The organism is Enterobacter sp. RIT637 (assembly GCF_019718755.1).
GTDB lineage: Bacteria > Pseudomonadota > Gammaproteobacteria > Enterobacterales > Enterobacteriaceae > Enterobacter.
This window is the reverse complement of record NZ_JAIHAZ010000015.1, coordinates 11,722-32,253: the sequence shown is the minus strand read 5'-3', so window position 1 is coordinate 32,253 and position 20,532 is coordinate 11,722. Positions and strand designations below refer to the sequence as shown.

General features: G+C 59.5%; 12 protein-coding genes. 8 read left to right on the top strand and 4 right to left on the bottom strand.

All coding sequences use genetic code 11. From position 1 onward, the window contains the following. Positions 1 to 42: 42 nt before the first annotated feature. From asmA to udk, 3 genes are all read right to left on the bottom strand, one after another. Complete coding sequence (gene asmA, locus K5E19_RS18425) at positions 43 to 1,893, bottom strand: outer membrane assembly protein AsmA (RefSeq protein ID WP_221552488.1); 1,851 nt, start codon at positions 1,891 to 1,893, stop codon at positions 43 to 45. Between the two features lie 22 nt (positions 1,894 to 1,915). Then, positions 1,916 to 2,497: a dCTP deaminase gene (gene dcd / locus K5E19_RS18420; protein WP_006176323.1), complete on the bottom strand. Its 582-nt coding sequence runs from the start codon at positions 2,495 to 2,497 to the stop codon at positions 1,916 to 1,918. A gap of 90 nt (positions 2,498 to 2,587) precedes the next feature. After that, positions 2,588 to 3,229, bottom strand: coding sequence for a uridine kinase (gene udk, locus K5E19_RS18415; protein ID WP_010431898.1), 642 nt, complete (start codon positions 3,227 to 3,229; stop codon positions 2,588 to 2,590). A 343-nt stretch (positions 3,230 to 3,572) separates the two neighbouring features. Here udk and K5E19_RS18410 point away from each other — a divergent pair, with 343 nt between their 5' ends. Continuing rightward, on the top strand, positions 3,573 to 6,902 hold the full coding sequence (locus tag K5E19_RS18410; RefSeq protein ID WP_221552486.1) for a diguanylate cyclase: 3,330 nt from the start codon (positions 3,573 to 3,575) through the stop codon (positions 6,900 to 6,902). On the opposite strand, the gene alkA is transcribed toward K5E19_RS18410, so the two are convergent. Beyond that, the gene (alkA, locus tag K5E19_RS18405) at positions 6,867 to 7,739 is read right to left on the bottom strand and encodes a DNA-3-methyladenine glycosylase 2 (RefSeq protein WP_221552484.1); all 873 of its coding nucleotides are present in this window, start codon (positions 7,737 to 7,739) and stop codon (positions 6,867 to 6,869) included. The genes K5E19_RS18410 and alkA overlap by 36 nt on opposite strands. 130 nt (positions 7,740 to 7,869) lie before the next feature. Between alkA and yegD the strand changes: the two genes are divergently transcribed. The 7 genes from yegD to baeR all read left to right on the top strand — a co-directional run bounded on the left by yegD (position 7,870) and on the right by baeR (position 20,372). Then, on the top strand, positions 7,870 to 9,222 hold the full coding sequence (yegD, locus tag K5E19_RS18400; protein WP_221552482.1) for a molecular chaperone: 1,353 nt from the start codon (positions 7,870 to 7,872) through the stop codon (positions 9,220 to 9,222). Positions 9,223 to 9,434: 212 nt separating this feature from the next. Next, entirely contained in the window at positions 9,435 to 10,637 is a 1,203-nt protein-coding gene (locus tag K5E19_RS18395; RefSeq protein ID WP_221552481.1) for an MdtA/MuxA family multidrug efflux RND transporter periplasmic adaptor subunit, read from the top strand. Then, positions 10,637 to 13,759: an MdtB/MuxB family multidrug efflux RND transporter permease subunit gene (locus tag K5E19_RS18390; RefSeq protein WP_221552479.1), complete on the top strand. Its 3,123-nt coding sequence runs from the start codon at positions 10,637 to 10,639 to the stop codon at positions 13,757 to 13,759. The genes K5E19_RS18395 and K5E19_RS18390 overlap by 1 nt, the downstream gene beginning before the upstream one ends. Further along, the gene (gene mdtC, locus K5E19_RS18385; RefSeq protein WP_221552478.1) at positions 13,760 to 16,837 is read left to right on the top strand and encodes a multidrug efflux RND transporter permease subunit MdtC; all 3,078 of its coding nucleotides are present in this window, start codon (positions 13,760 to 13,762) and stop codon (positions 16,835 to 16,837) included. Beyond that, complete coding sequence (locus tag K5E19_RS18380) at positions 16,838 to 18,253, top strand: MFS transporter (protein WP_221552477.1); 1,416 nt, start codon at positions 16,838 to 16,840, stop codon at positions 18,251 to 18,253. Further along, a complete protein-coding gene (gene baeS, locus K5E19_RS18375) occupies positions 18,250 to 19,653 on the top strand; it encodes a two-component system sensor histidine kinase BaeS (RefSeq protein ID WP_221552476.1) in 1,404 nt (467 codons plus the stop codon). The genes K5E19_RS18380 and baeS overlap by 4 nt, the downstream gene beginning before the upstream one ends. Further along, positions 19,650 to 20,372: a two-component system response regulator BaeR gene (gene baeR / locus K5E19_RS18370; protein ID WP_221552475.1), complete on the top strand. Its 723-nt coding sequence runs from the start codon at positions 19,650 to 19,652 to the stop codon at positions 20,370 to 20,372. Before baeS ends, baeR begins: the two co-directional genes overlap by 4 nt. Positions 20,373 to 20,532: the final 160 nt, after the last annotated feature.

Here is a 20,532-nt window from a genome sequence, read left to right as displayed (position 1 = left end):
GTAGGCCGGGTAAGGCGCAGCCGCCACCCGGCACCACCGACATCAAAGCTTATCTAACAGCTTCTTCACGTCCTTGCCGGTTTGGGAATCTTTATTGCGGTCCGCCCAGCTGTTCAGCCGACGTTTTGCTTCGTCCTGCAGATGCTTACGCAGGATCTGATCGACCTGCAGGCTATAATTCAGCGCCTGCCATTTACCGTAAACGTTCAGCGGGATCGGCGTCTGTTTCAGGAAATCGATAAGCTCGCCTTCGCCTTCCCATCCGGAAAGCACACGGACGTTAAACCGCGTATCCGCCGTCTCTTGCACTAAATCCAGCTTGCCCTCACCCGTCAACGACAGCAAAGAAGAGGTTCCCTGCATCTCGTCCAGGGACAGCTTTCCGTTATCCAGGGTCAGCGCACTGGTAAAGCTGTCGAGACGCGTTGCGCTATCGTAGTTTTCCTGCGCTTTGACATTGCTGCTGCGCTCTACCGCCTGTTGCACCAGCTGCTGGAAGTTGAGACCTTCCATTCGGGTGTCTTTCAGCTCAACGTGCGCCTGGCCCTGCCAGTCGCGGCGAAATGCCTCCGCGTCAATCTTCGTGCCGGAGAAATCCCCCGCCAGCGTCAGTTGCCCCGTGAGGTCAATCGGATAGTTGAAGGCTTTGAGGATGTTGCCGATCTCAATGTTTTCAAGACGCGGCTGGAACTCAGCGCTGGCCACGTCTTTGCGCACGTCCAGCGTCCCCGGCAGCGACATGTGCCCTGCCCCCATCTTGCCGCTGAGTTCAGATATCACCAGCAGGCCATTATGGTTGAACATCTGGCTGCTGACGTCGGTGAAATCAATGCCGCGCCAGCGTACGCTGTTGGCTTTCAGCAGTATGTCGGCGGTAAATCCGCGCAGACCGTTGTAATTGGGCTGATCGAGGTTTGAGGAGATCACCGGACGCGGCTTCGCGGCCTGGCTTTGCCCTGTCTGCGCGACGTCGCCGTCAGCCGCAGCGTTCGGCTGCGGTGGCAGCAGGTTTTCCAGGTTCAGCTTGTCGAACTGCAGGTCAAAAACCCATTTCGGTTTTTCAGCAAGCGAGACGCTCGCCTGCCCTTTCAGGGTACTGTCGTTGGCCTGCAAATTGAGAGAGTTCAGCTCCAGCTGCTTGTTTTCTTCATGCCAGACGGCCTGCAGCGTGCCCTGCCCGGTAATCCCTGCCGTCGGCAAGTCAGCACCCGTCAGTTGCCAGTTCAGCTGCTGGACATCCGCCGTCAGACGATGGGGATAGTCCGACGCGTTCACGTTAGCGTTCATGGAGAGGTTCAAATCGCGCTGATCGCGGTTGACCCGTCCGGAGAACTCGACGGTGGCGATATGGTTGGCGTCCTGCTCCATCTTGAGGTTGATGTTGCGCACGGTAACCTGCTCGTCACCTTCATGCTGGAAGACCAGCACACTGTCGGCCACTTTAAGGTTACCAATATCGAACGACCAGCCGGTATCAGACGGCTCATCCGGCAAGGTATTTTCGCGTGGCGCGACGGGGGCATCCGCTTTGCGAACAGCCTCAGTTTGAGGAGTAAGCTGGATCACTGCCCCTTTCAGCATCACCTGGTCAACCTGAAGCTGATGCGAGAAGAGCGGGAACAAAGCCACATCAAGACGCATATTGTCTGCCGACACCAGCGGCTGAGACGCCCCTGGCGCGGTTAACGACATACGACCCGAGAGAATGCTGAGTTGCGGCCAGACGTGCCAGCGCAGCGGCCCGTCCAGCTTCAGTTCATACCCGCTGCGTGCTTCGACCTGCCGCACCATATAAGCACGGAAATCATTGGGGTTAACCAGCAGCACCAACGCAGAAAGGCCAGCCACCAGTACCACCAGCAAAATCATCAGCGTTGTAAGAACTCTTCTCATGGCATCCTCAGTGAACGAACAATCAGTCTTTATCAATACGACTGGCAACCGCACCCTGCTGGTCGCGATATTTTGCGTCCTGACGGCGGTTGTAAGGACGATCTGCCGGGCCTGTCAGCGGCTCAAAGCTCAGCGCGCCAATCATCATGCCCGGGCGCAGCGCCAGAGGCAATTTACCGGCGTTGAAGAACTCCAGCACGATGCGGCCAGACCAGCCGGGATCGATACGGTGAGCGGTAACGTGCACCATCAGACCCAGACGCGCCAGCGAAGAGCGGCCATCCAGCCAGCCCACCAGATCGGCAGGCAGCGTCACCGACTCAAAGGTCACTGCCAGCGCCAGCTCACCGGGATGCAGATAAAACGCCTCGCCCTCATCAAGAACGATTTCGTCACTCATCACGCGATCGAGCGCGGCGCTGACTTCATCTTTCGGCCCGCTGAGATCGATAAACGGTGCCGTGTGGCCGCTGAAGGTGCGGAATTTATTCCCCAGGCGCACGTCAACGGTGACACCGTTAATGCGTTCTACCGGCGGACGCGGGGTGATAGACAGGCGGCCTTCATCCAGCCAGGCTTCTATATCGCGGTCACAAAGACGCATGGCACTTTCTCCTTTCGTGCATCGTGCCCCGCAACCGTATGGTCACAGGGCAAAGCAGGTTATCTCTGAACGGTACACAATTCGCGCGGCTTATTCAAAAAACTGGCTAATTTTCGCTTTCAAGATATCAATAGCAATACGGTTTTTACCGCCACGAGGCACGATAATATCGGCGTATTGCTTTGATGGCTCGATAAATTGCAGGAACATTGGACGCACGGTTTTCTGGTATTGCGCCATGACGGAGTCCATGGAACGACCGCGTTCGTTAACGTCGCGCTTGATGCGGCGCATCAGACAGATATCCAGCGGCGTATCGACGAAAATGGAGAAATTCATCGACTCGCGCAAACGCGCATCCGTCAGCAGCAGGATGCCTTCAAGGATAATGACTTTTTTCGGTTCAATGTGGACCGTTTCCTGCGTGCGGGTGTGTTCTACATAACTGTAGACCGGCAGCTCAATGGCCGTACCGTTTTTAAGTGACTGAAGATGCTGGAACAACAAGCTGTGATCCATCGCACTGGGGTGGTCGTAGTTGGTTTTGACGCGCTCTTCCATCGAAAGATGGGATTGGTCTTTGTAATAGCTGTCTTCGGGAATGACGCCGATGTGCTCATCACCGACTTGTTCACGCAATTCGCGATAAAGCGTACTGGCAATTAGACTCTTACCTGAAGCCGATGCGCCGGCGATGCCTATGATGACGCACTGATGAGACTTATCAGTCATAAATTTAGCGACCTGATTAACCTGGATGTTAAGGAAGGACGACGCCGTAGCGTCAAACGCGGCAATTATAGGGATTTCGCGGGCGTGATACCAGTCGAAAGCGCAGGTTATGCGAGACTGTTTGAAAAGTGTCTTTTTACTCCCTGAGTGAAATTTTAATGCCTGCTTTTTCGGCACTCACCCGGAATTTTTCCCGGAGTAACTATTTAATAAGTCTATGATGTCAAAATCTGAGCAGTCAGCATATGATTTGTAAATTGTTTGTACTAGCATAAACGAAATTAATCCTTTCACGCGCCCGGACCTCGCTCCTGACGGCATGGCGTCTCTGGATAGAGCGGTAATGAATAAACAATACCAACGGGTTTTGGTTACCACCCCACATCCTTTATTACGACTTGTCTGCCTGGGCCTGGTCACCTTCATTTTTACCCTATTTTCACTCGAGCTGACCCGCTTTGGTACGCTGCTGGCACCGCTGTGGTTCCCGACGTCCATCATGATGGTGGCCTTTTATCGCCACGCGGGGAAAATGTGGCCGGGTATTGCGCTGGCCTGTTCGTTCGGCAACATTCTGGCCTCGTGGATGCTGTTCTCATGGGGATCCCTCAACTTCGTCTATACCTTTGTGAATATTATCGAGGCGTGCGTTGGGGCGTTACTGTTACGCAAACTGCTCCCCTGGTACAACCCGCTGCAGAACCTTAACGACTGGATCCGCCTGGCCGTGGGCAGTGCATTGATCCCGCCTCTTGTGGGCGGGGTACTGGTTTATTTACTGATACCGAACGCTGACCCCCTGCGTAATTTCCTCACCTGGGTGTTGTCGGAGTCCATCGGCGCGCTGGCGCTGGTGCCATTAGGGCTGCTATTTAAACCGCACTACCTGCTGCGTCACCGTAACCCGAAACTGCTGCTGGAAACGCTGGTGACGACGGTGATAACGCTGGTTCTCTGTTGGGCGGCGATCACCTGGCTCCCGTGGCCTTTCACCTGCGTCATCGTTCTGCTGATGTGGAGCGCCGTTCGCCTGCCGCGGATGGAGGCCTACCTGGTATTTTTAGCCACTATCATGATGGTCTCCCTGATGATGGCGAGAAACCCGGCGTCCATAACGCCGCAGAATGTCATCGTCGCGTTCAACGCGCCCTGGCTCCCCTTCCTGATGATGCTGCTGCCCGCCAACGTCATGACCATGGTGATGTACGCGTTTCGCGCCGAACGCAAGCACATCACCGAAAGCGAAGAGCGTTTTCGTAATGCCATGGAGTATTCCGCCATCGGTATGGCGCTGGTGGGGATCGAAGGCCAGTGGCTGCAGGCCAACAAAGCGCTATGCAATTTCCTTGGCTATAGCCAGACGGAGCTTCAGTCCCTCACCTTCCAGCAGTTGACCTGGCCGGAGGATTTGAACACCGACCTGGAGCAGCTTGAGCAGCTGGTAAGCGGCGAAATTAATACCTACACGCTGGAGAAACGCTATTACACCCGTAACGGCGAGGTTGTCTGGGCACTACTCGCCGTCTCTGTCGTCCGTCATGCTGACGGCACGCCGCTCTATTTTATCGCTCAGATTGAAGATATTAACGACCTGAAACAAACCGAGTGGGTCAACAAACGCCTGATGGAGCGCATTACGCTCGCCAACGAAGCGGGCGGGATTGGCATCTGGGAGTGGGATCTGGAGCCGGATATCATCAGCTGGGACAAGCGGATGTTCGAGCTTTACGAAATCCCGCCGCACATCAAACCGACCTGGCAGCTCTGGCATGACGCCATGGTGCCAGAAGACCGGGAGCACGCCGAACAGGTGCTGCGCGATTCATTAATCGCAAGACTGCCGTTTAAGCTGGAATTCCGCATTCGGGTAAAGGACGGCATTCGCCACATTCGTTCGCTGGCGAATCGGGTGCTGAACAAACAGGGCGAGGTGGAACGCCTGCTTGGCATCAATATGGACATGACCGAGGTGAAGCAGCTTAACGAGGCGCTGTTCCAGGAAAAAGAGCGCCTGCATATTACGCTCGACTCCATCGGCGAAGCGGTGATCTGTACCGACATCGACATGAACGTCACCTTTATGAACCCGGTCGCCGAGAAGATGAGCGGCTGGCCGCAAGCCGAGGCCATCGGGCAACCGATACTGCGCGTGCTGCACATTACCTTTGGCGAGAACGGGCCGTTGATGGAGAACATCCACAGCGGCGATATGTCACGGTCAGATATCGAACAGGACGTGGTGCTCAACTGCCGCAACGGCGGGAGCTTCGACATTCACTACAGCATCACCCCATTAAGTACCCTGGACGGACACAATATTGGCTCCGTACTGGTGATCCAGGATGTAACCGAGTCGCGCAAAATGCTGCGCCAGCTGAGCTATAGCGCCTCCCATGATGCGCTAACCCGGCTCGCAAACCGCGTCAGTTTCGAGAACCATCTCAAACGCCTGCTGCAAACGGTGCAGGAGACGCACCAGCGTCATGCGCTGGTGTTTATCGATCTTGATCGCTTCAAAGCCGTTAACGATACGGCAGGCCATGCCGCGGGCGACGCCCTCCTGAGGGAACTTTCATCCCTCATGCTGACCATGCTGCGCTCCAGCGATGTTCTGGCGCGGCTGGGCGGGGATGAGTTTGGTCTCCTGCTGCCGGACTGCAATCTCGAAAGCGCGCGCTATATCGCGGGACGGTTGATTAATACCATTAATAACTATCACTTCACGTGGGAAGGACGGCTGCACCGGATCGGCGCCAGCGCGGGCATCACGCTGATTGATGAGAGCAACCATCAGGCGGCGGAAGTGATGTCTCAGGCAGATATCGCCTGTTATGCCTCGAAAAACAGCGGTCGCGGCGTGGTAACGCTCTACGAGCCACAGCAGGAGCGGATCCACAGCAACCGCAGCATGATGTCCCTGGACGAGCAGTGGCATATGATTAAAGACAATCACCTGATGATGATTGCCCGCAGCGTCGCCTCCCCGCGCATTCCGGAAAGCGCCAGCTTCTGGCTGCTGTCGCTCCGCCTGTGGACCAGCCAGGGTGAAATGCAGGAAGAGCATGCCTTCCGCTCAGGTCTGGCGGAGCCTGAACTGCTGCACGCCCTCGACAGGCGGATCTTTAACGAATTCTTCCGCGCCTATGCCGCACCCGTCGCTGCAAAAGGCATGGGCGTTGCCCTGCCGCTTTCGGAAGCCGGATTAGCCAGCGTCACGCTGGTGGATGAACTGCTCGATTTGCTTGAGAAAAGCCCGCTGCCCGGCCGTCTGCTGCATCTGGTTATCCCGGTTGACGTGGTGCGCAACCCGGATGAAAACGCGCAGCGTAATTTGCAAAAACTCCGCCATGCGGGCTGCCGCGTGGTGTTAAGCCACGTGGGACGCGATATGAATGACGTTAACCAGCTTAGCCCCAACATGGCTGATTATCTGATGCTGGATACTGACGTGGTTAACAACGTTCACGGCAATTTGATGGACGAAATGATGGTGACCATTATCCAGGGGCACGCTCAGCGTCTGGGGATGAAAACCCTGGCGGGACCCTGTCATCAGCCGATCGTCATGGATACGCTTTCAGGCATTGGTATCGACTTCATTTACGGCGATACCATCGCTGAAGCGCAGCCGCTGGAGCTACTGCTGAATACCAGTTACTTCGCCATCAATTAAGGGTGACCAGCCGTCGGTATACCAGATGTGCAACAGCGCATAGGAGCGCCACGGCTTCCAGCGCTCGGCATAGCGACGGATTTGCGCGGGCGTCATGCCGGCGAAGCGTTGCTTAATCAGATAATCATCCGGCAGAAAGACATCTTTCGCCTGCCAGCCGCGCAGGGCCAGATAGTTTGCCGTCCAGCGACCAATTCCCGGCCGCTGCTGTAACGCCTTCATTCCGGCCTCAATATCCGCGGGCGGGGAAAGCGGAAACGTCCCGTCGATGACTGACTGTGCCAGATGAATTAACGACTCCGCGCGCTTTACCGGCATGCCCAACGCTTTCAGCGCCATCGGGTCTGCTGCCGCCAGCGCGTCCGGCGTGGGAAAGCAGAGATAGTCCGGACAATCCGCCACCGGTTCGCCGCACAGCGCCACCACGCGCGACGCCAGCTTCGCCGCCATCGCCACGCTCACCAGCTGCCCGAGAATGGCCCGAACGCCCTGTTCGTAGGCATCCATTGCGCCCGGCAAACGCAAGCCCGGCCGCGCGGCACCGAGATCGCCCAGCGTATCCGCAACGTGCTGTGGGTTACAGGCGAGATCGAACAGGCGCGCTATACGTTCAAGGCAGGTCTGCGCAACCGGGATAAGTCCCGGACTGAGCGTCACAACCAGCGTATGAGCCGCGGTATCCGGCGTCACGCGAAAGACACCGCGATGGCCACCGCAGGCGAAACTGCGCTCGTAGTAGTCGCTCGTGACGGTTTCAACGCCCGTTACCGCACGCGCGCCAAGAAAGCCAAACATCCACTGCCAGTCGTAAGGGGGTTGCCAGGTCAGGGTGTACATCGTCTCTCCTTTTGGGTTCTCCACAGCATAAACGGAAAGGTCTTGTTTCGCCTTGCTTTCATATTCCTGTTGTCGCCATGAAGACATTTCGTTAAAGTCTCGCCCCTTCTCACTGGCATGGGGATTTATCGTGTTTATTGGATTCGACTACGGTACGGCAAACTGCTCGGTTGCGATTATGCAAAACGGACAACCGCAGCTCCTGAAAATGGAGAAAGAGAGCACGCTGCTGCCGTCAATGCTCTGCGCGCCAACGCGCGAAGCGGTCAGCGAATGGCTGTTCCGCCATCACCAGGTTCCTGCTACCGCCGCGGAAACCCAGGCGCTGCTGCGCCGTGCGGTCAGCTTTAACCGCGAAGAAGACATCGACGTTACGCCGTCCAGCGTGCAGTTCGGCCTCTCCTCGCTCGGTCACTATATTGAAGATCCGGAAGAGGTTTACTTCGTCAAATCACCGAAATCCTTCCTGGGTGCCAGCGGCCTGAAGCCGCAGCAGGTGGCCATGTTTGAAGATCTGGTATGCGCCATGATGCTGCACATCCGTCATCAGGCGCAGACCCAGGTTTCGGATGCCATCACCCAGGCGGTGATTGGCCGCCCGATCAACTTCCAGGGGCTGGGCGGCGACGAGGCCAACCAGCAGGCACAGGGGATCCTTGAACGCGCAGCGCACCGCGCGGGCTTCCGCGACGTGGTGTTCCAGTACGAGCCGGTTGCCGCGGGGTTGGATTTTGAAGCCACGCTGACGGAAGAAAAACGCGTCTTGGTCGTGGATATCGGCGGGGGCACGACGGACTGCTCGCTGCTGCTGATGGGGCCAGAGTGGCATAACCGTCGTGACCGTGAAAACAGCCTGCTGGGGCACAGCGGGTGCCGCGTAGGCGGTAACGATCTCGATATCGCTCTTGCATTCAAGAGCCTGATGCCGCTGCTCGGCATGGGCGGTCAAACGGAAAAAGGCATCGCCCTGCCGATCCTGCCGTGGTGGAACGCCATTGCCATCAACGACGTACCTGCGCAGAGTGATTTTTACAGCACCGCGAACGGCCGCTTCCTCAACGATCTGGTGCGCGACGCGCAGGACGCCGACAAAGTCGCACTGCTGTATAAAGTGTGGCGTCAGCGCCTGAGCTACCGCGTGGTGCGTACTGCCGAAGAGAGTAAGATTGCGCTTTCCGACCGCGTGGAACATGCGGTCTCGCTGCCGTTTATCAGCGACGATCTGGCTACCGCGATTTCGCAGGACGGGCTGGAGACGGCGCTCGCGCAGCCGCTGCAGCGCATTCTGGAACAGGTGCAGCTGGCACTGGAGAACGGCAAAGAGAAGCCGGACGTTATCTACCTGACCGGCGGTAGCGCCCGTTCACCGCTGATCAAGAAAGCGCTGGCGGAACAGCTGCCGGGCATTCCGATTGCCGGTGGGGATGACTTTGGCTCCGTTACCGCAGGGCTGGCGCGCTGGGCGCAGGTGATGTTTAGCTAGTGCGGTTGCGGTGCGGTCTGGTGCCCTCACCCCGGCCCTCTCCCACAGGGAGAGGGAGAAAACACCAAAAACGGCAACGGATGTTGCCGTTTTGCTTTTACCTCCATTCAGACCATTCCTGACAGTCTTCCATATTTCCTCCATTTTTCCGCTGTGTTAGCTGACTAAACTAGTATCATTCCCCGAAGTCTTCAGGATGAGAACGTATAACGATGAAAGGCAGTAACAAATCCCGCTGGGCAATCGCCGCTGGCATCATTGTGGTGGTCCTTGCCGCCGCCTGGTACTGGCACAGTCAATCCGCGAACTCCGCCGCTCCCGCAGCTGCCAGCAGTCAGGCACAGCGTCCGGCAGGCGGAGGCCGTCACGGCATGCGCGGCGGCGCGCTGGCGCCGGTACAGGCGGCAACGGCGGTGAACAAGGCCGTTCCGCGCTATCTTACGGGCCTTGGGACCATTACCGCCGCCAACACCGTGACGGTGCGCAGCCGCGTCGACGGCCAGCTGATGGCCATTCACTTCCAGGAAGGGCAGCAGGTCAAAGCCGGTGATTTACTGGCGGAAATCGACCCGAGCCAGTTCAAGGTTGCCCTCGCCCAGGCGCAGGGACAGCTCGCGAAAGATAAAGCCACTCTCGCCAACGCCCGTCGCGATTTAGCGCGCTACCAGCAGCTGGTAAAAACCAACCTCGTGTCACGTCAGGAGCTGGACACCCAGCAGTCGCTGGTCAGCGAAACGCAGGGCACCATCAAAGCCGACGAGGCAGCCGTGGCCAGCGCACAGCTGCAGCTGGACTGGAGCCGCATCACCGCGCCGATTGACGGCCGCGTGGGCCTGAAGCAGGTCGATATCGGCAACCAGATCTCCAGCGGCGACACCACGGGCATCGTAGTCATCACCCAGACTCACCCTATCGATTTAGTCTTTACCCTGCCGGAAAGCGACATTGCGACGGTGGTGCAGGCGCAAAAAGCAGGTAAAGGTCTGGTGGTGGAAGCCTGGGACCGCACCAATAAGCAGAAGCTGAGCGAAGGCTCCCTGCTCAGCCTGGATAACCAGATCGACACCACCACCGGCACCATCAAGCTGAAGGCGCGCTTTAATAACCAGGACGATGCCCTCTTCCCGAACCAGTTCGTCAATGCGCGAATGCTGGTTGCGACCGAAGAGAACGCGGTAGTGATCCCAACGGCTGCGCTACAGATGGGTAACGAAGGTAACTTTGTCTGGGTACTGAATAGCGACAATAAGGTCAGTAAACATCTGGTGAAAACCGGGATTCAGGACAGCCAGACGGTGGTGATTGCCGCCGGGCTTTCCGCTGGCGACCGCGTGGTGACAGACGGCATCGACCGCCTGACCGAAGGGGCGAAAGTGGAAGTGGTTGAACCGGCAAAACAGGGAGCGAAAGCCTGATGCAGGTGATGCCACCAGGCTCTACAGGTGGGCCTTCACGCCTGTTTATTTTGCGTCCTGTCGCCACCACGCTGCTGATGGTGGCGATCCTGCTGGCCGGGATTATCGGCTACCGCTTCCTGCCCGTGTCGGCGCTGCCGGAGGTGGATTACCCAACTATTCAGGTTGTCACTCTCTATCCCGGTGCCAGCCCGGACGTGGTGACGTCCGCCATTACCGCGCCGCTGGAGCGCCAGTTTGGGCAGATGTCTGGCCTGAAGCAGATGTCCTCGCAAAGCTCCGGTGGGGCATCCGTCGTGACGCTGCAGTTCCAGCTGACGCTGTCGCTGGACGTCGCCGAGCAGGAGGTACAGGCCGCCATTAACGCCGCCACCAACCTGCTGCCGTCTGACCTGCCTAACCCGCCGGTCTACAGCAAGGTGAACCCGGCGGATCCGCCGATCATGACGCTCGCCGTCACCTCCTCCGCCATGCCGATGACGCAGGTGGAAGACATGGTCGAAACCCGCGTGGCGCAAAAAATTTCGCAGGTCTCGGGCGTGGGCCTCGTCACGCTGGCGGGCGGCCAGCGCCCTGCCGTACGCGTGAAGCTGAACGCGCAGGCGATTGCCGCGCTGGGCCTGACCAGCGAAACCATCCGCACCGCCATCAGTAATGCCAACGTCAACTCGGCGAAAGGCTCGCTGGACGGCCCGACCCGCGCCGTAACGCTCTCCGCGAACGATCAGATGCAGTCCGCCGATGAGTACCGTCAGCTGATCATTGCCTACCAGAACGGGGCTCCGATTCGCCTGGGCGACGTGGCAACCGTGGAGCAAGGCGCGGAAAACAGCTGGCTGGGAGCATGGGCCAACAAGCAGCAGGCGATCGTGATGAACGTGCAGCGCCAGCCTGGCGCGAACATCATCGACACCGCCGACAGCATTCGCACCATGCTTCCGCAGCTTATTGAAAGCCTGCCGAAATCGGTCAGCGTGAAAGTACTTTCCGACCGTACCACCAACATTCGCGCCTCGGTCACTGATACCCAGTTCGAGCTGATGCTGGCGATTGCGCTGGTCGTTATGATCATCTACCTGTTCCTGCGCAACGTCCCGGCAACCATTATCCCCGCTGTCGCCGTGCCGCTCTCGCTGGTCGGCACCTTCGCGGTGATGGTGTTCCTCGATTTTTCGATCAACAACCTGACGCTGATGGCGCTGACCATCGCCACCGGCTTCGTGGTGGATGACGCCATCGTCGTTATCGAGAATATTTCGCGCTATATCGAAAAAGGTGAGAAGCCCTTAGCCGCCGCGCTGAAGGGCGCGGGCGAAATCGGCTTTACCATTATCTCGCTGACCTTCTCGCTAATTGCGGTGCTGATCCCGCTGCTGTTTATGGGCGATATCGTCGGGCGGCTGTTCCGCGAGTTTGCCGTGACGCTGGCGGTCGCCATTTTGATCTCCGCCGTGGTCTCGCTGACCCTGACGCCGATGATGTGCGCCCGCATGCTGAGCCACGAGTCACTGCGCAAGCAAAACCGCTTCTCGCGCGCCTCCGAGCGCATGTTCGAGCGGATTATTGCCGCCTACGGTCGCGTGCTGGCGAAAGTCCTGAACCATCCGTGGGCCACGCTCGGCGTGGCGCTGGGTACGCTGGCGCTCAGCGTGATGCTGTGGATTTTCATTCCGAAAGGCTTCTTCCCCATCCAGGACAACGGCATTATTCAGGGCACGCTTCAGGCGCCGCAGTCGGTCTCCTTCGCCAATATGGCCCAGCGCCAGCAGCAGGTGTCTGAAATCATCATGAAAGATCCGGCGGTGGAGAGCCTGACCGCCTACGTGGGGGTGGATGGCACCAACCCGTCGCTCAACAGCGCGCGCCTTCAGATCAACCTTAAGCCGCTGGATGACCGCGACGACCGCGTCAACGCCGTCATTGAGCGTCTGCAAAACGCCGTCGCGCGGGTGCCGGGCGTTGAGCTTTACCTGCAACCCATTCAGGATTTAACCATCGATACCCAGGTGAGCCGCACGCAGTATCAGTTCACCCTACAGGCGACCACGCTCGATGCCCTCAGCACCTGGGTGCCGCAGCTGGTGGATAAACTGAAAGCGCTGCCGCAGCTCTCGGACGTCAGCAGCGACTGGCAGGACAAAGGGCTGGCGGCCTACGTGAACGTCAACCGCGATACCGCCAGCCGTCTGGGCATTACCATGTCGGACGTGGACAACGCGCTCTATAACGCCTTTGGTCAGCGCCTGATCTCCACCATCTACACCCAGGCGAACCAGTACCGCGTGGTGCTGGAGCACAACACGGATAACACGCCGGGCCTCGCCGCGCTGGACTCGGTGCGCCTGACCAGTAAAGACGGCGGTATTGTGCCGCTAAGCGCCATTGCCAGCGTGGAGGAGCGCTATACCCCGCTGTCGATCAACCACCTGGATCAGTTCCCGTCCACCACCATTTCGTTTAACGTGCCGGACGGATATTCGCTGGGCGAAGCGGTAGAGTCCATTCTGAGCGCCGAAAAAGAACTCAGCTTCCCGTCCGATATTCAGACCCAGTTCCAGGGGAGCACGCTGGCGTTCCAGGCCGCGCTGGGTAACACCGTCTGGCTAATTGTCGCCGCGGTGGTCGCGATGTACATCGTGCTCGGCGTGCTGTACGAGAGCTTTATTCACCCGATCACCATCCTCTCTACCCTGCCGACGGCGGGCGTGGGGGCGCTGCTGGCGCTGATGCTGGCGGGCAGCGAGCTGGACGTCATCGCCATTATCGGCATTATCCTGCTTATTGGGATCGTGAAGAAAAACGCCATCATGATGATCGACTTCGCCCTGGCCGCCGAACGCGAGCAGGGGATGTCGCCGCGCGATGCCATCTTCCAGGCCTGTCTGCTGCGTTTTCGTCCAATCCTGATGACCACACTGGCGGCGCTGTTAGGCGCGCTGCCGCTGATGCTCAGTACCGGCGTTGGCGCGGAGCTGCGCCGTCCGCTGGGGATCGGCATGGTTGGCGGCCTGCTGGTCAGTCAGGTGCTGACGCTCTTCACCACGCCGGTGATCTATCTCCTGTTTGACCGTCTGGCGCTGTGGGCAAAAAGCCGCTTCCCGAAACGTGAAGAGGAGGCGTAAGTGAAGTTTTTCGCCCTCTTCATTTACCGTCCGGTAGCGACGATTTTACTTTCCGTCGCCATCACCCTGTGCGGCGTGCTCGGCTTCCGGCTGCTGCCGGTGGCCCCGCTGCCGCAGGTGGATTTCCCGGTGATCATGGTCAGCGCCTCGCTGCCCGGCGCGTCGCCGGAAACCATGGCCTCGTCGGTCGCCACGCCGCTGGAGCGTTCGCTCGGGCGCATTGCGGGGGTCAACGAGATGACCTCCAGCAGCTCGCTGGGCAGCACGCGCATCATTCTGGAGTTCAGCTTCGATCGGGATATTAACGGTGCCGCCCGAGACGTCCAGGCGGCGATCAATGCCGCACAAAGCCTGCTCCCGAGCGGCATGCCGAGCCGACCGACCTATCGCAAAGCCAACCCGTCCGACGCGCCGATCATGATCCTGACGCTGACCTCGGAGACCTATTCTCAGGGGCAGCTGTACGACTTCGCCTCTACGCAGCTGGCGCAGACCATCGCCCAGATTGACGGCGTGGGTGACGTTGACGTCGGCGGCAGCTCCCTGCCCGCCGTGCGCGTGGGGCTGAACCCGCAGGCGCTGTTTAATCAGGGCGTGTCGCTGGACGACGTGCGTTCCGCCATCAGCAACGCCAACGTGCGCAAACCGCAGGGGGCGATTGAGGACGGCAGCCACCGCTGGCAGCTCCAGACCAACGACGAACTGAAAACCGCCGCCGAATATCAGCCGCTGATTATTCACTACAACAACGGCGCGGCGGTGCGCCTGAGCGACGTTGCCAGCGTCACCGATTCGGTGCAGGACGTGCGTAACGCCGGGATGACCAACGCCAAACCGGCGATATTGCTGATGATCCGCAAGCTGCCGGAAGCCAACATCATCCAGACGGTCAACAGCATCCGCGAGCGGTTGCCGGAGCTACAGGAGACCATTCCTGCGGCCATCGATCTGCAAATTGCGCAGGATCGCTCCCCGACTATTCGCGCCTCGCTCGAAGAGGTGGAGCAAACGCTGATCATCTCCGTCGCGCTGGTGATCCTGGTAGTGTTCCTGTTCCTGCGCTCCGGCCGCGCGACGCTGATCCCGGCGGTGGCCGTGCCGGTCTCGCTGATCGGCACCTTTGCCGCCATGTACCTGTGCGGCTTTAGCCTTAACAACCTGTCCCTGATGGCGCTGACGATTGCCACCGGCTTCGTGGTGGATGACGCCATCGTGGTGCTGGAGAATATCTCCCGCCATCTGGAAGCGGGCGTGAAGCCGCTGCAGGCGGCGCTGCAAGGGACCCGCGAGGTCGGTTTTACCGTGCTCTCCATGAGCCTGTCGCTGGTGGCGGTGTTCCTGCCGCTGCTGCTAATGGGCGGGCTGCCGGGTCGACTGCTGCGGGAGTTTGCCGTCACGCTTTCGGTCGCCATCGGCATTTCGCTGGTGATTTCGCTGACGCTCACGCCGATGATGTGCGGCTGGATGCTCAGGCGCAGCAAGCCGTACTCGCAGCCGCGCCGTAAAGGCTTTGGTCGTGTCCTGATGGCGATGCAGGAAGGCTACGGCACATCGCTGAAGTGGGTGCTAAACCATACGCGGCTGGTCGGGCTGGTACTTATCGCCACCATTGGGCTGAACGTCTGGATGTACATCACCATCCCGAAAACCTTCTTCCCGGAGCAGGATACCGGCGTGCTGATGGGCGGTATTCAGGCTGACCAGAGCATTTCGTTCCAGGCGATGCGCGGCAAGCTGCAGGACTTTATGAAGATCATTCGTGAGGATCCGGCGGTGGATAACGTCACCGGCTTTACCGGCGGCTCGCGCGTCAACAGCGGGATGATGTTTATTACCCTCAAGCCCCGCGACGAGCGTAATCTTACCGCGCAGCAGGTGATTGACCGCCTGCGCGTGAAGCTCGCCAAAGAGCCGGGCGCGAACCTGTTTTTGATGGCCGTTCAGGATATCCGCGTCGGCGGTCGTCAGGCCAACGCCAGCTATCAGTACACCCTGCTCTCGGATGATTTAGCCGCCCTGCGCGAGTGGGAGCCGAAGATCCGTAAAGCGCTGGCTGCCCTGCCGGAGCTGGCCGACGTCAACTCGGATCAGCAGGACAACGGCGCGGAGATGGCGCTCACCTACGACCGCGAAACCATGTCGCGGCTGGGCATTGACGTGGCAGCGGCTAACAGCCTGCTGAACAACGCTTTTGGTCAGCGCGAGATTTCTACCATCTACCAGCCGATGAACCAGTACAAGGTGGTGATGGAAGTTGACCCGCGCTACACCCAGGACATCAGCGCGCTGGATAAAATGTTTGTGATTAACAACGACGGCAAGGCCATTCCGCTGTCGTACTTCGCCAGCTGGCAGCCGTCGAATGCGCCGCTGTCGGTTAACCATCAGGGGCTTTCGGCCGCCTCGACCATTTCGTTTAACCTGCCAACCGGCTCGTCGCTCTCAGAGGCCAGCGATGCCATCAACCGCGCCATGACGCAGCTTGGCGTGCCGTCCACCGTGCGCGGCAGCTTTGCCGGCACGGCCCAGGTGTTCCAGGATACGATGAACTCGCAGGTAATTTTGATTCTGGCGGCGATTGCTACGGTTTATATTGTGCTGGGCGTGCTGTACGAGAGCTACGTTCACCCGCTGACCATTCTCTCGACGCTACCGTCGGCGGGCGTGGGGGCGCTGCTGGCGCTGGAGCTGTTCGGCGCGCCGTTCAGCCTCATCGCGCTCATCGGGATCATGCTGTTAATCGGCATTGTGAAGAAAAACGCCATTATGATGGTCGACTTCGCGCTGGACGCCCAGCGCAACGGCAGCCTGACGCCGGAAGAGGCGATCTTCCAGGCCTGCCTGCTGCGCTTCCGCCCGATCATGATGACCACCCTGGCGGCGCTGTTTGGCGCGCTGCCGCTGGTGATATCGGGTGGAGACGGTTCTGAACTGCGTCAGCCGCTGGGGATCACCATCGTCGGCGGGCTGGTGATGAGCCAGCTGCTGACGCTGTACACCACGCCGGTGGTCTATCTGTTCTTTGACCGCCTGCGGCTGCGTTTTTCACGTAAAAAGAGAACCACGGTGACCGAGTAAATGACCGACCTCCCCAACAACGTTCGCTGGCAGCTGTGGATAGTCGCGTTCGGCTTCTTTATGCAGTCGCTGGATACGACCATCGTTAATACTGCCCTCCCCTCAATGGCGAAAAGCCTGGGGGAGAGCCCGCTGCACATGCATATGGTGATTGTCTCCTACGTGCTGACAGTAGCGGTGATGCTGCCTGCCAGCGGCTGGCTGGCGGACAAAGTGGGCGTGCGCAATATCTTTTTTACCGCCATCGTGCTGTTTACCACCGGATCGCTGTTTTGCGCCCAGGCCAGTACCCTCGACCAGCTGGTGATGGCGCGGGTGCTGCAGGGCGTCGGCGGGGCGATGATGGTCCCCGTCGGGCGGCTAACGGTGATGAAGATTGTGCCGCGCGAGCAGTATATGGCGGCGATGACCTTTGTGACGTTACCCGGTCAGGTGGGACCGCTGCTGGGCCCGGCGCTGGGCGGGATTCTGGTGGAGTACGCCTCCTGGCACTGGATCTTCTTAATCAACCTGCCGGTTGGCATCATCGGCGCCATCGCCACCCTGACGCTGATGCCGAACTACAAAATGCAGACGCGGCGCTTTGATTTCTTCGGCTTTATCCTGCTAGCGGCGGGCATGGCAACGCTCACGCTGGCGCTCGACGGGCAGAAGGGGCTGGGCATTTCGTCCCTGACGCTGGGGATGCTGGTCGTTATCGGCATCACCGCCATTCTGTGGTATCTGTGGCATGCTCGCGAGAATGACAAAGCGCTGTTCAGCCTGAATCTGTTTAAAAACCCCACCTACCGTCTTGGCCTGTTCGGCAGCTTCGCCGGGCGTATTGGCAGCGGGATGCTGCCGTTTATGACGCCCGTGTTCCTGCAAATTGGCATGGGTTTTTCGCCGTTCCACGCGGGGTTGATGATGATCCCGATGGTGCTCGGCAGCATGGGAATGAAGCGCATCGTGGTGCAGGTGGTGAACCGCTTTGGCTACCGCCACGTGCTGGTCGCCGCCACGCTGGGGCTGGCACTGGTGAGCCTGCTGTTTATGGCCGTGGCGCTGATGGGCTGGTACTACGCCCTGCCGCTGGTGCTGTTTTGCCAGGGGATCATCAACTCCATGCGCTTCTCGTCGATGAACACCCTGACGCTGAAGGACCTGCCAGACGAGCTGGCGAGCAGCGGCAACAGCCTGCTGTCGATGATCATGCAGCTCTCCATGAGCGTCGGCGTGACCATTGCGGGCTTGCTGCTCGGCATGTACGGGCAGCACCATCTCAGCGTGGACACGCCCGTTGCGCATCAGGTCTTTTTATATACTTATCTCAGCATGTCGGTGATTATCGCCCTGCCCGCCGTCATCTTCGCCAGAGTCCCGAATGACACCACAAAGAACGTCGTGATCCGACGCGGCAAAAGGAGTGCACCATGAAATTCTGGCGTCCGGGTATTACCGGCAAACTCTTTGTGGCGATTTTTGCCACCTGTATCGTCCTGCTGATCACCATGCACTGGGCGGTGCGGGTCAGCTTTGAGCGCGGTTTTATCGACTACATCAAGCACGGCAACGAACAGCGCCTGCAGGGGTTAAGCGATGCGCTGGGCGAGCAGTATACGCAGCACGGCAACTGGCGGTTCCTGCGCAATAATGACCGTTTTATCTTCCAGATCCTGCGCTCGCTGGAGCACGATAATGACGACGACCGCCCGGGGCCGGGCATGCCGCCGCACGGCTGGCGCACCCAGTTTTGGGTGATAGACCAGGACATGCGCACGCTGGTTGGCCCGCGCGCGCCAATACCCCCGGACGGCACGCGGCGCGCCATCACCGCTAACGGCGCCACGGTGGGCTGGGTGATCGCCTCGCCGGTGGAACGGCTGACGCGCAACACCGACATCAACTTTGACCGCCAGCAGCGTCAGACCAGCTGGCTGATTGTGGCCCTATCGACGCTGCTCGCCGCGCTCGCCACCTTCCCGCTGGCGCGCGGCCTGCTCGCCCCGGTTAAACGGCTGGTGGAAGGCACGCACAGGCTGGCCGCCGGGGACTTTACCACCCGCGTGGACACCCGCAGCCAGGACGAACTGGGTAAGCTGGCGCAGGACTTTAACCAGCTCGCCAGCACGCTGGAGAAGAACCAGCAGATGCGCCGCGACTTTATGGCCGATATTTCGCACGAGCTGCGCACCCCGCTGGCGGTGCTGCGCGGCGAGCTGGAGGCCATTCAGGACGGCGTGCGTCAGTTTACGCCCGAATCGGTGGCCTCGCTGCAGGCGGAGGTGGGTACGCTGACCAAGCTGGTGGACGATCTGCATCAGCTCTCCATGTCCGATGAAGGCGCGCTGGCCTACCAGAAAGCGCCGGTGGACGTGATTAACATTCTGGAAGTGATCAGCGGCGCGTTCCGCGAGCGCTTTGCCAGCCGCAACCTGAAGATCGACCTCTCCCTGCCGGACAGCGCGGTGGTGTTTGGCGATAAAGACCGGCTGATGCAGCTGTTTAACAACCTGCTGGAAAACAGCCTGCGCTACACCGACAGCGGCGGCGGGCTGCACATCTCCGGCAGGCAGGAAAACGGGCGTTTTGCCATCACCTTCGCGGATTCCGCCCCCGGCGTGCAGGATGCGCAGCTGGAGAGACTGTTTGAGCGGTTTTATCGCACCGAGGGATCGCGCAACCGCGCCAGCGGCGGCTCCGGGCTAGGGCTGGCGATTTGCGTCAACATCGTCGAGGCCCACAACGGCACCCTCCGCGCCGCCCATTCGCCTTTTGGCGGGGTTAGCATTACAGTAGAGTTACCTCTGGAACGGGATTTATCGAGAGAAGCATGACCGAGTTACCGATTGACGAAAACACGCCACGCATTTTGATTGTGGAAGACGAGCCTAAGCTTGGGCAGTTACTGATCGACTATTTACGCGCGGCAAGCTATGCCCCGTCGCTGATTAATCATGGCGATCGGGTGTTGCCCTACGTACGCCAGACGCCGCCGGATCTGATCCTGCTTGACCTGATGCTGCCGGGCACTGACGGCCTGACGCTGTGCCGGGAAATTCGTCGTTTCTCTGACGTGCCCATCGTGATGGTGACCGCCAAAATAGAAGAAATCGACCGCCTGCTGGGGCTTGAAATAGGCGCGGACGATTATATCTGCAAACCCTACAGCCCGCGTGAAGTGGTCGCCCGCGTGAAAACCATTCTGCGCCGCTGCAGGCCGCAGCGCGAGCTTCAGGTGCTCGACGCCGAAAGCCCGCTGATTGTCGACGAAAGCCGCTTCCAGGCGAGCTGGCGCGGCAAGCTGCTGGACCTGACGCCTGCGGAGTTCCGCCTGCTGAAAACCCTCTCCCACGAGCCGGGAAAAGTCTTTTCCCGAGAACAGCTGCTGAACCACCTGTATGACGATTACCGCGTCGTGACCGACCGCACCATCGACAGCCATATCAAAAACCTGCGCCGCAAGTTGGAGGCGCTGGACGCCGAGCAGTCGTTTATCCGCGCGGTGTATGGCGTGGGGTATCGCTGGGAAGCGGATGCGTGCAGGATTGCGTAGTCATCCCCGGGTCAACGTAGGCCGGGTAAGGCGAAGCCGTCACCCGGCACAATAACTTTACCTCCCTGCCCCGCAGCGCTACAATGCCCGCCCTTAAAGTGGGGGATCTCCCCTTACCGCTGCACCAGGTGCACGCGGATCTGACCTGTCATCAGAACGA

What these genes read in the sequence shown, in the direction of transcription:
- asmA (WP_221552488.1), bottom strand. Translation starts at nt 1,893, where the DNA reads ATGAGAAGAGTTCTTACAACGCTGATGATTTTGCTGGTGGTACTGGTG.
- dcd (WP_006176323.1), bottom strand. Translation starts at nt 2,497, where the DNA reads ATGCGTCTTTGTGACCGCGATATAGAAGCCTGGCTGGATGAAGGCCGC.
- udk (WP_010431898.1), bottom strand. Translation starts at nt 3,229, where the DNA reads ATGACTGATAAGTCTCATCAGTGCGTCATCATAGGCATCGCCGGCGCA.
- K5E19_RS18410 (WP_221552486.1), top strand. Translation starts at nt 3,573, where the DNA reads ATGAATAAACAATACCAACGGGTTTTGGTTACCACCCCACATCCTTTA.
- alkA (WP_221552484.1), bottom strand. Translation starts at nt 7,739, where the DNA reads ATGTACACCCTGACCTGGCAACCCCCTTACGACTGGCAGTGGATGTTT.
- K5E19_RS18395 (WP_221552481.1), top strand. Translation starts at nt 9,435, where the DNA reads ATGAAAGGCAGTAACAAATCCCGCTGGGCAATCGCCGCTGGCATCATT.
- K5E19_RS18390 (WP_221552479.1), top strand. Translation starts at nt 10,637, where the DNA reads ATGCAGGTGATGCCACCAGGCTCTACAGGTGGGCCTTCACGCCTGTTT.
- K5E19_RS18380 (WP_221552477.1), top strand. Translation starts at nt 16,838, where the DNA reads ATGACCGACCTCCCCAACAACGTTCGCTGGCAGCTGTGGATAGTCGCG.
- baeS (WP_221552476.1), top strand. Translation starts at nt 18,250, where the DNA reads ATGAAATTCTGGCGTCCGGGTATTACCGGCAAACTCTTTGTGGCGATT.
- baeR (WP_221552475.1), top strand. Translation starts at nt 19,650, where the DNA reads ATGACCGAGTTACCGATTGACGAAAACACGCCACGCATTTTGATTGTG.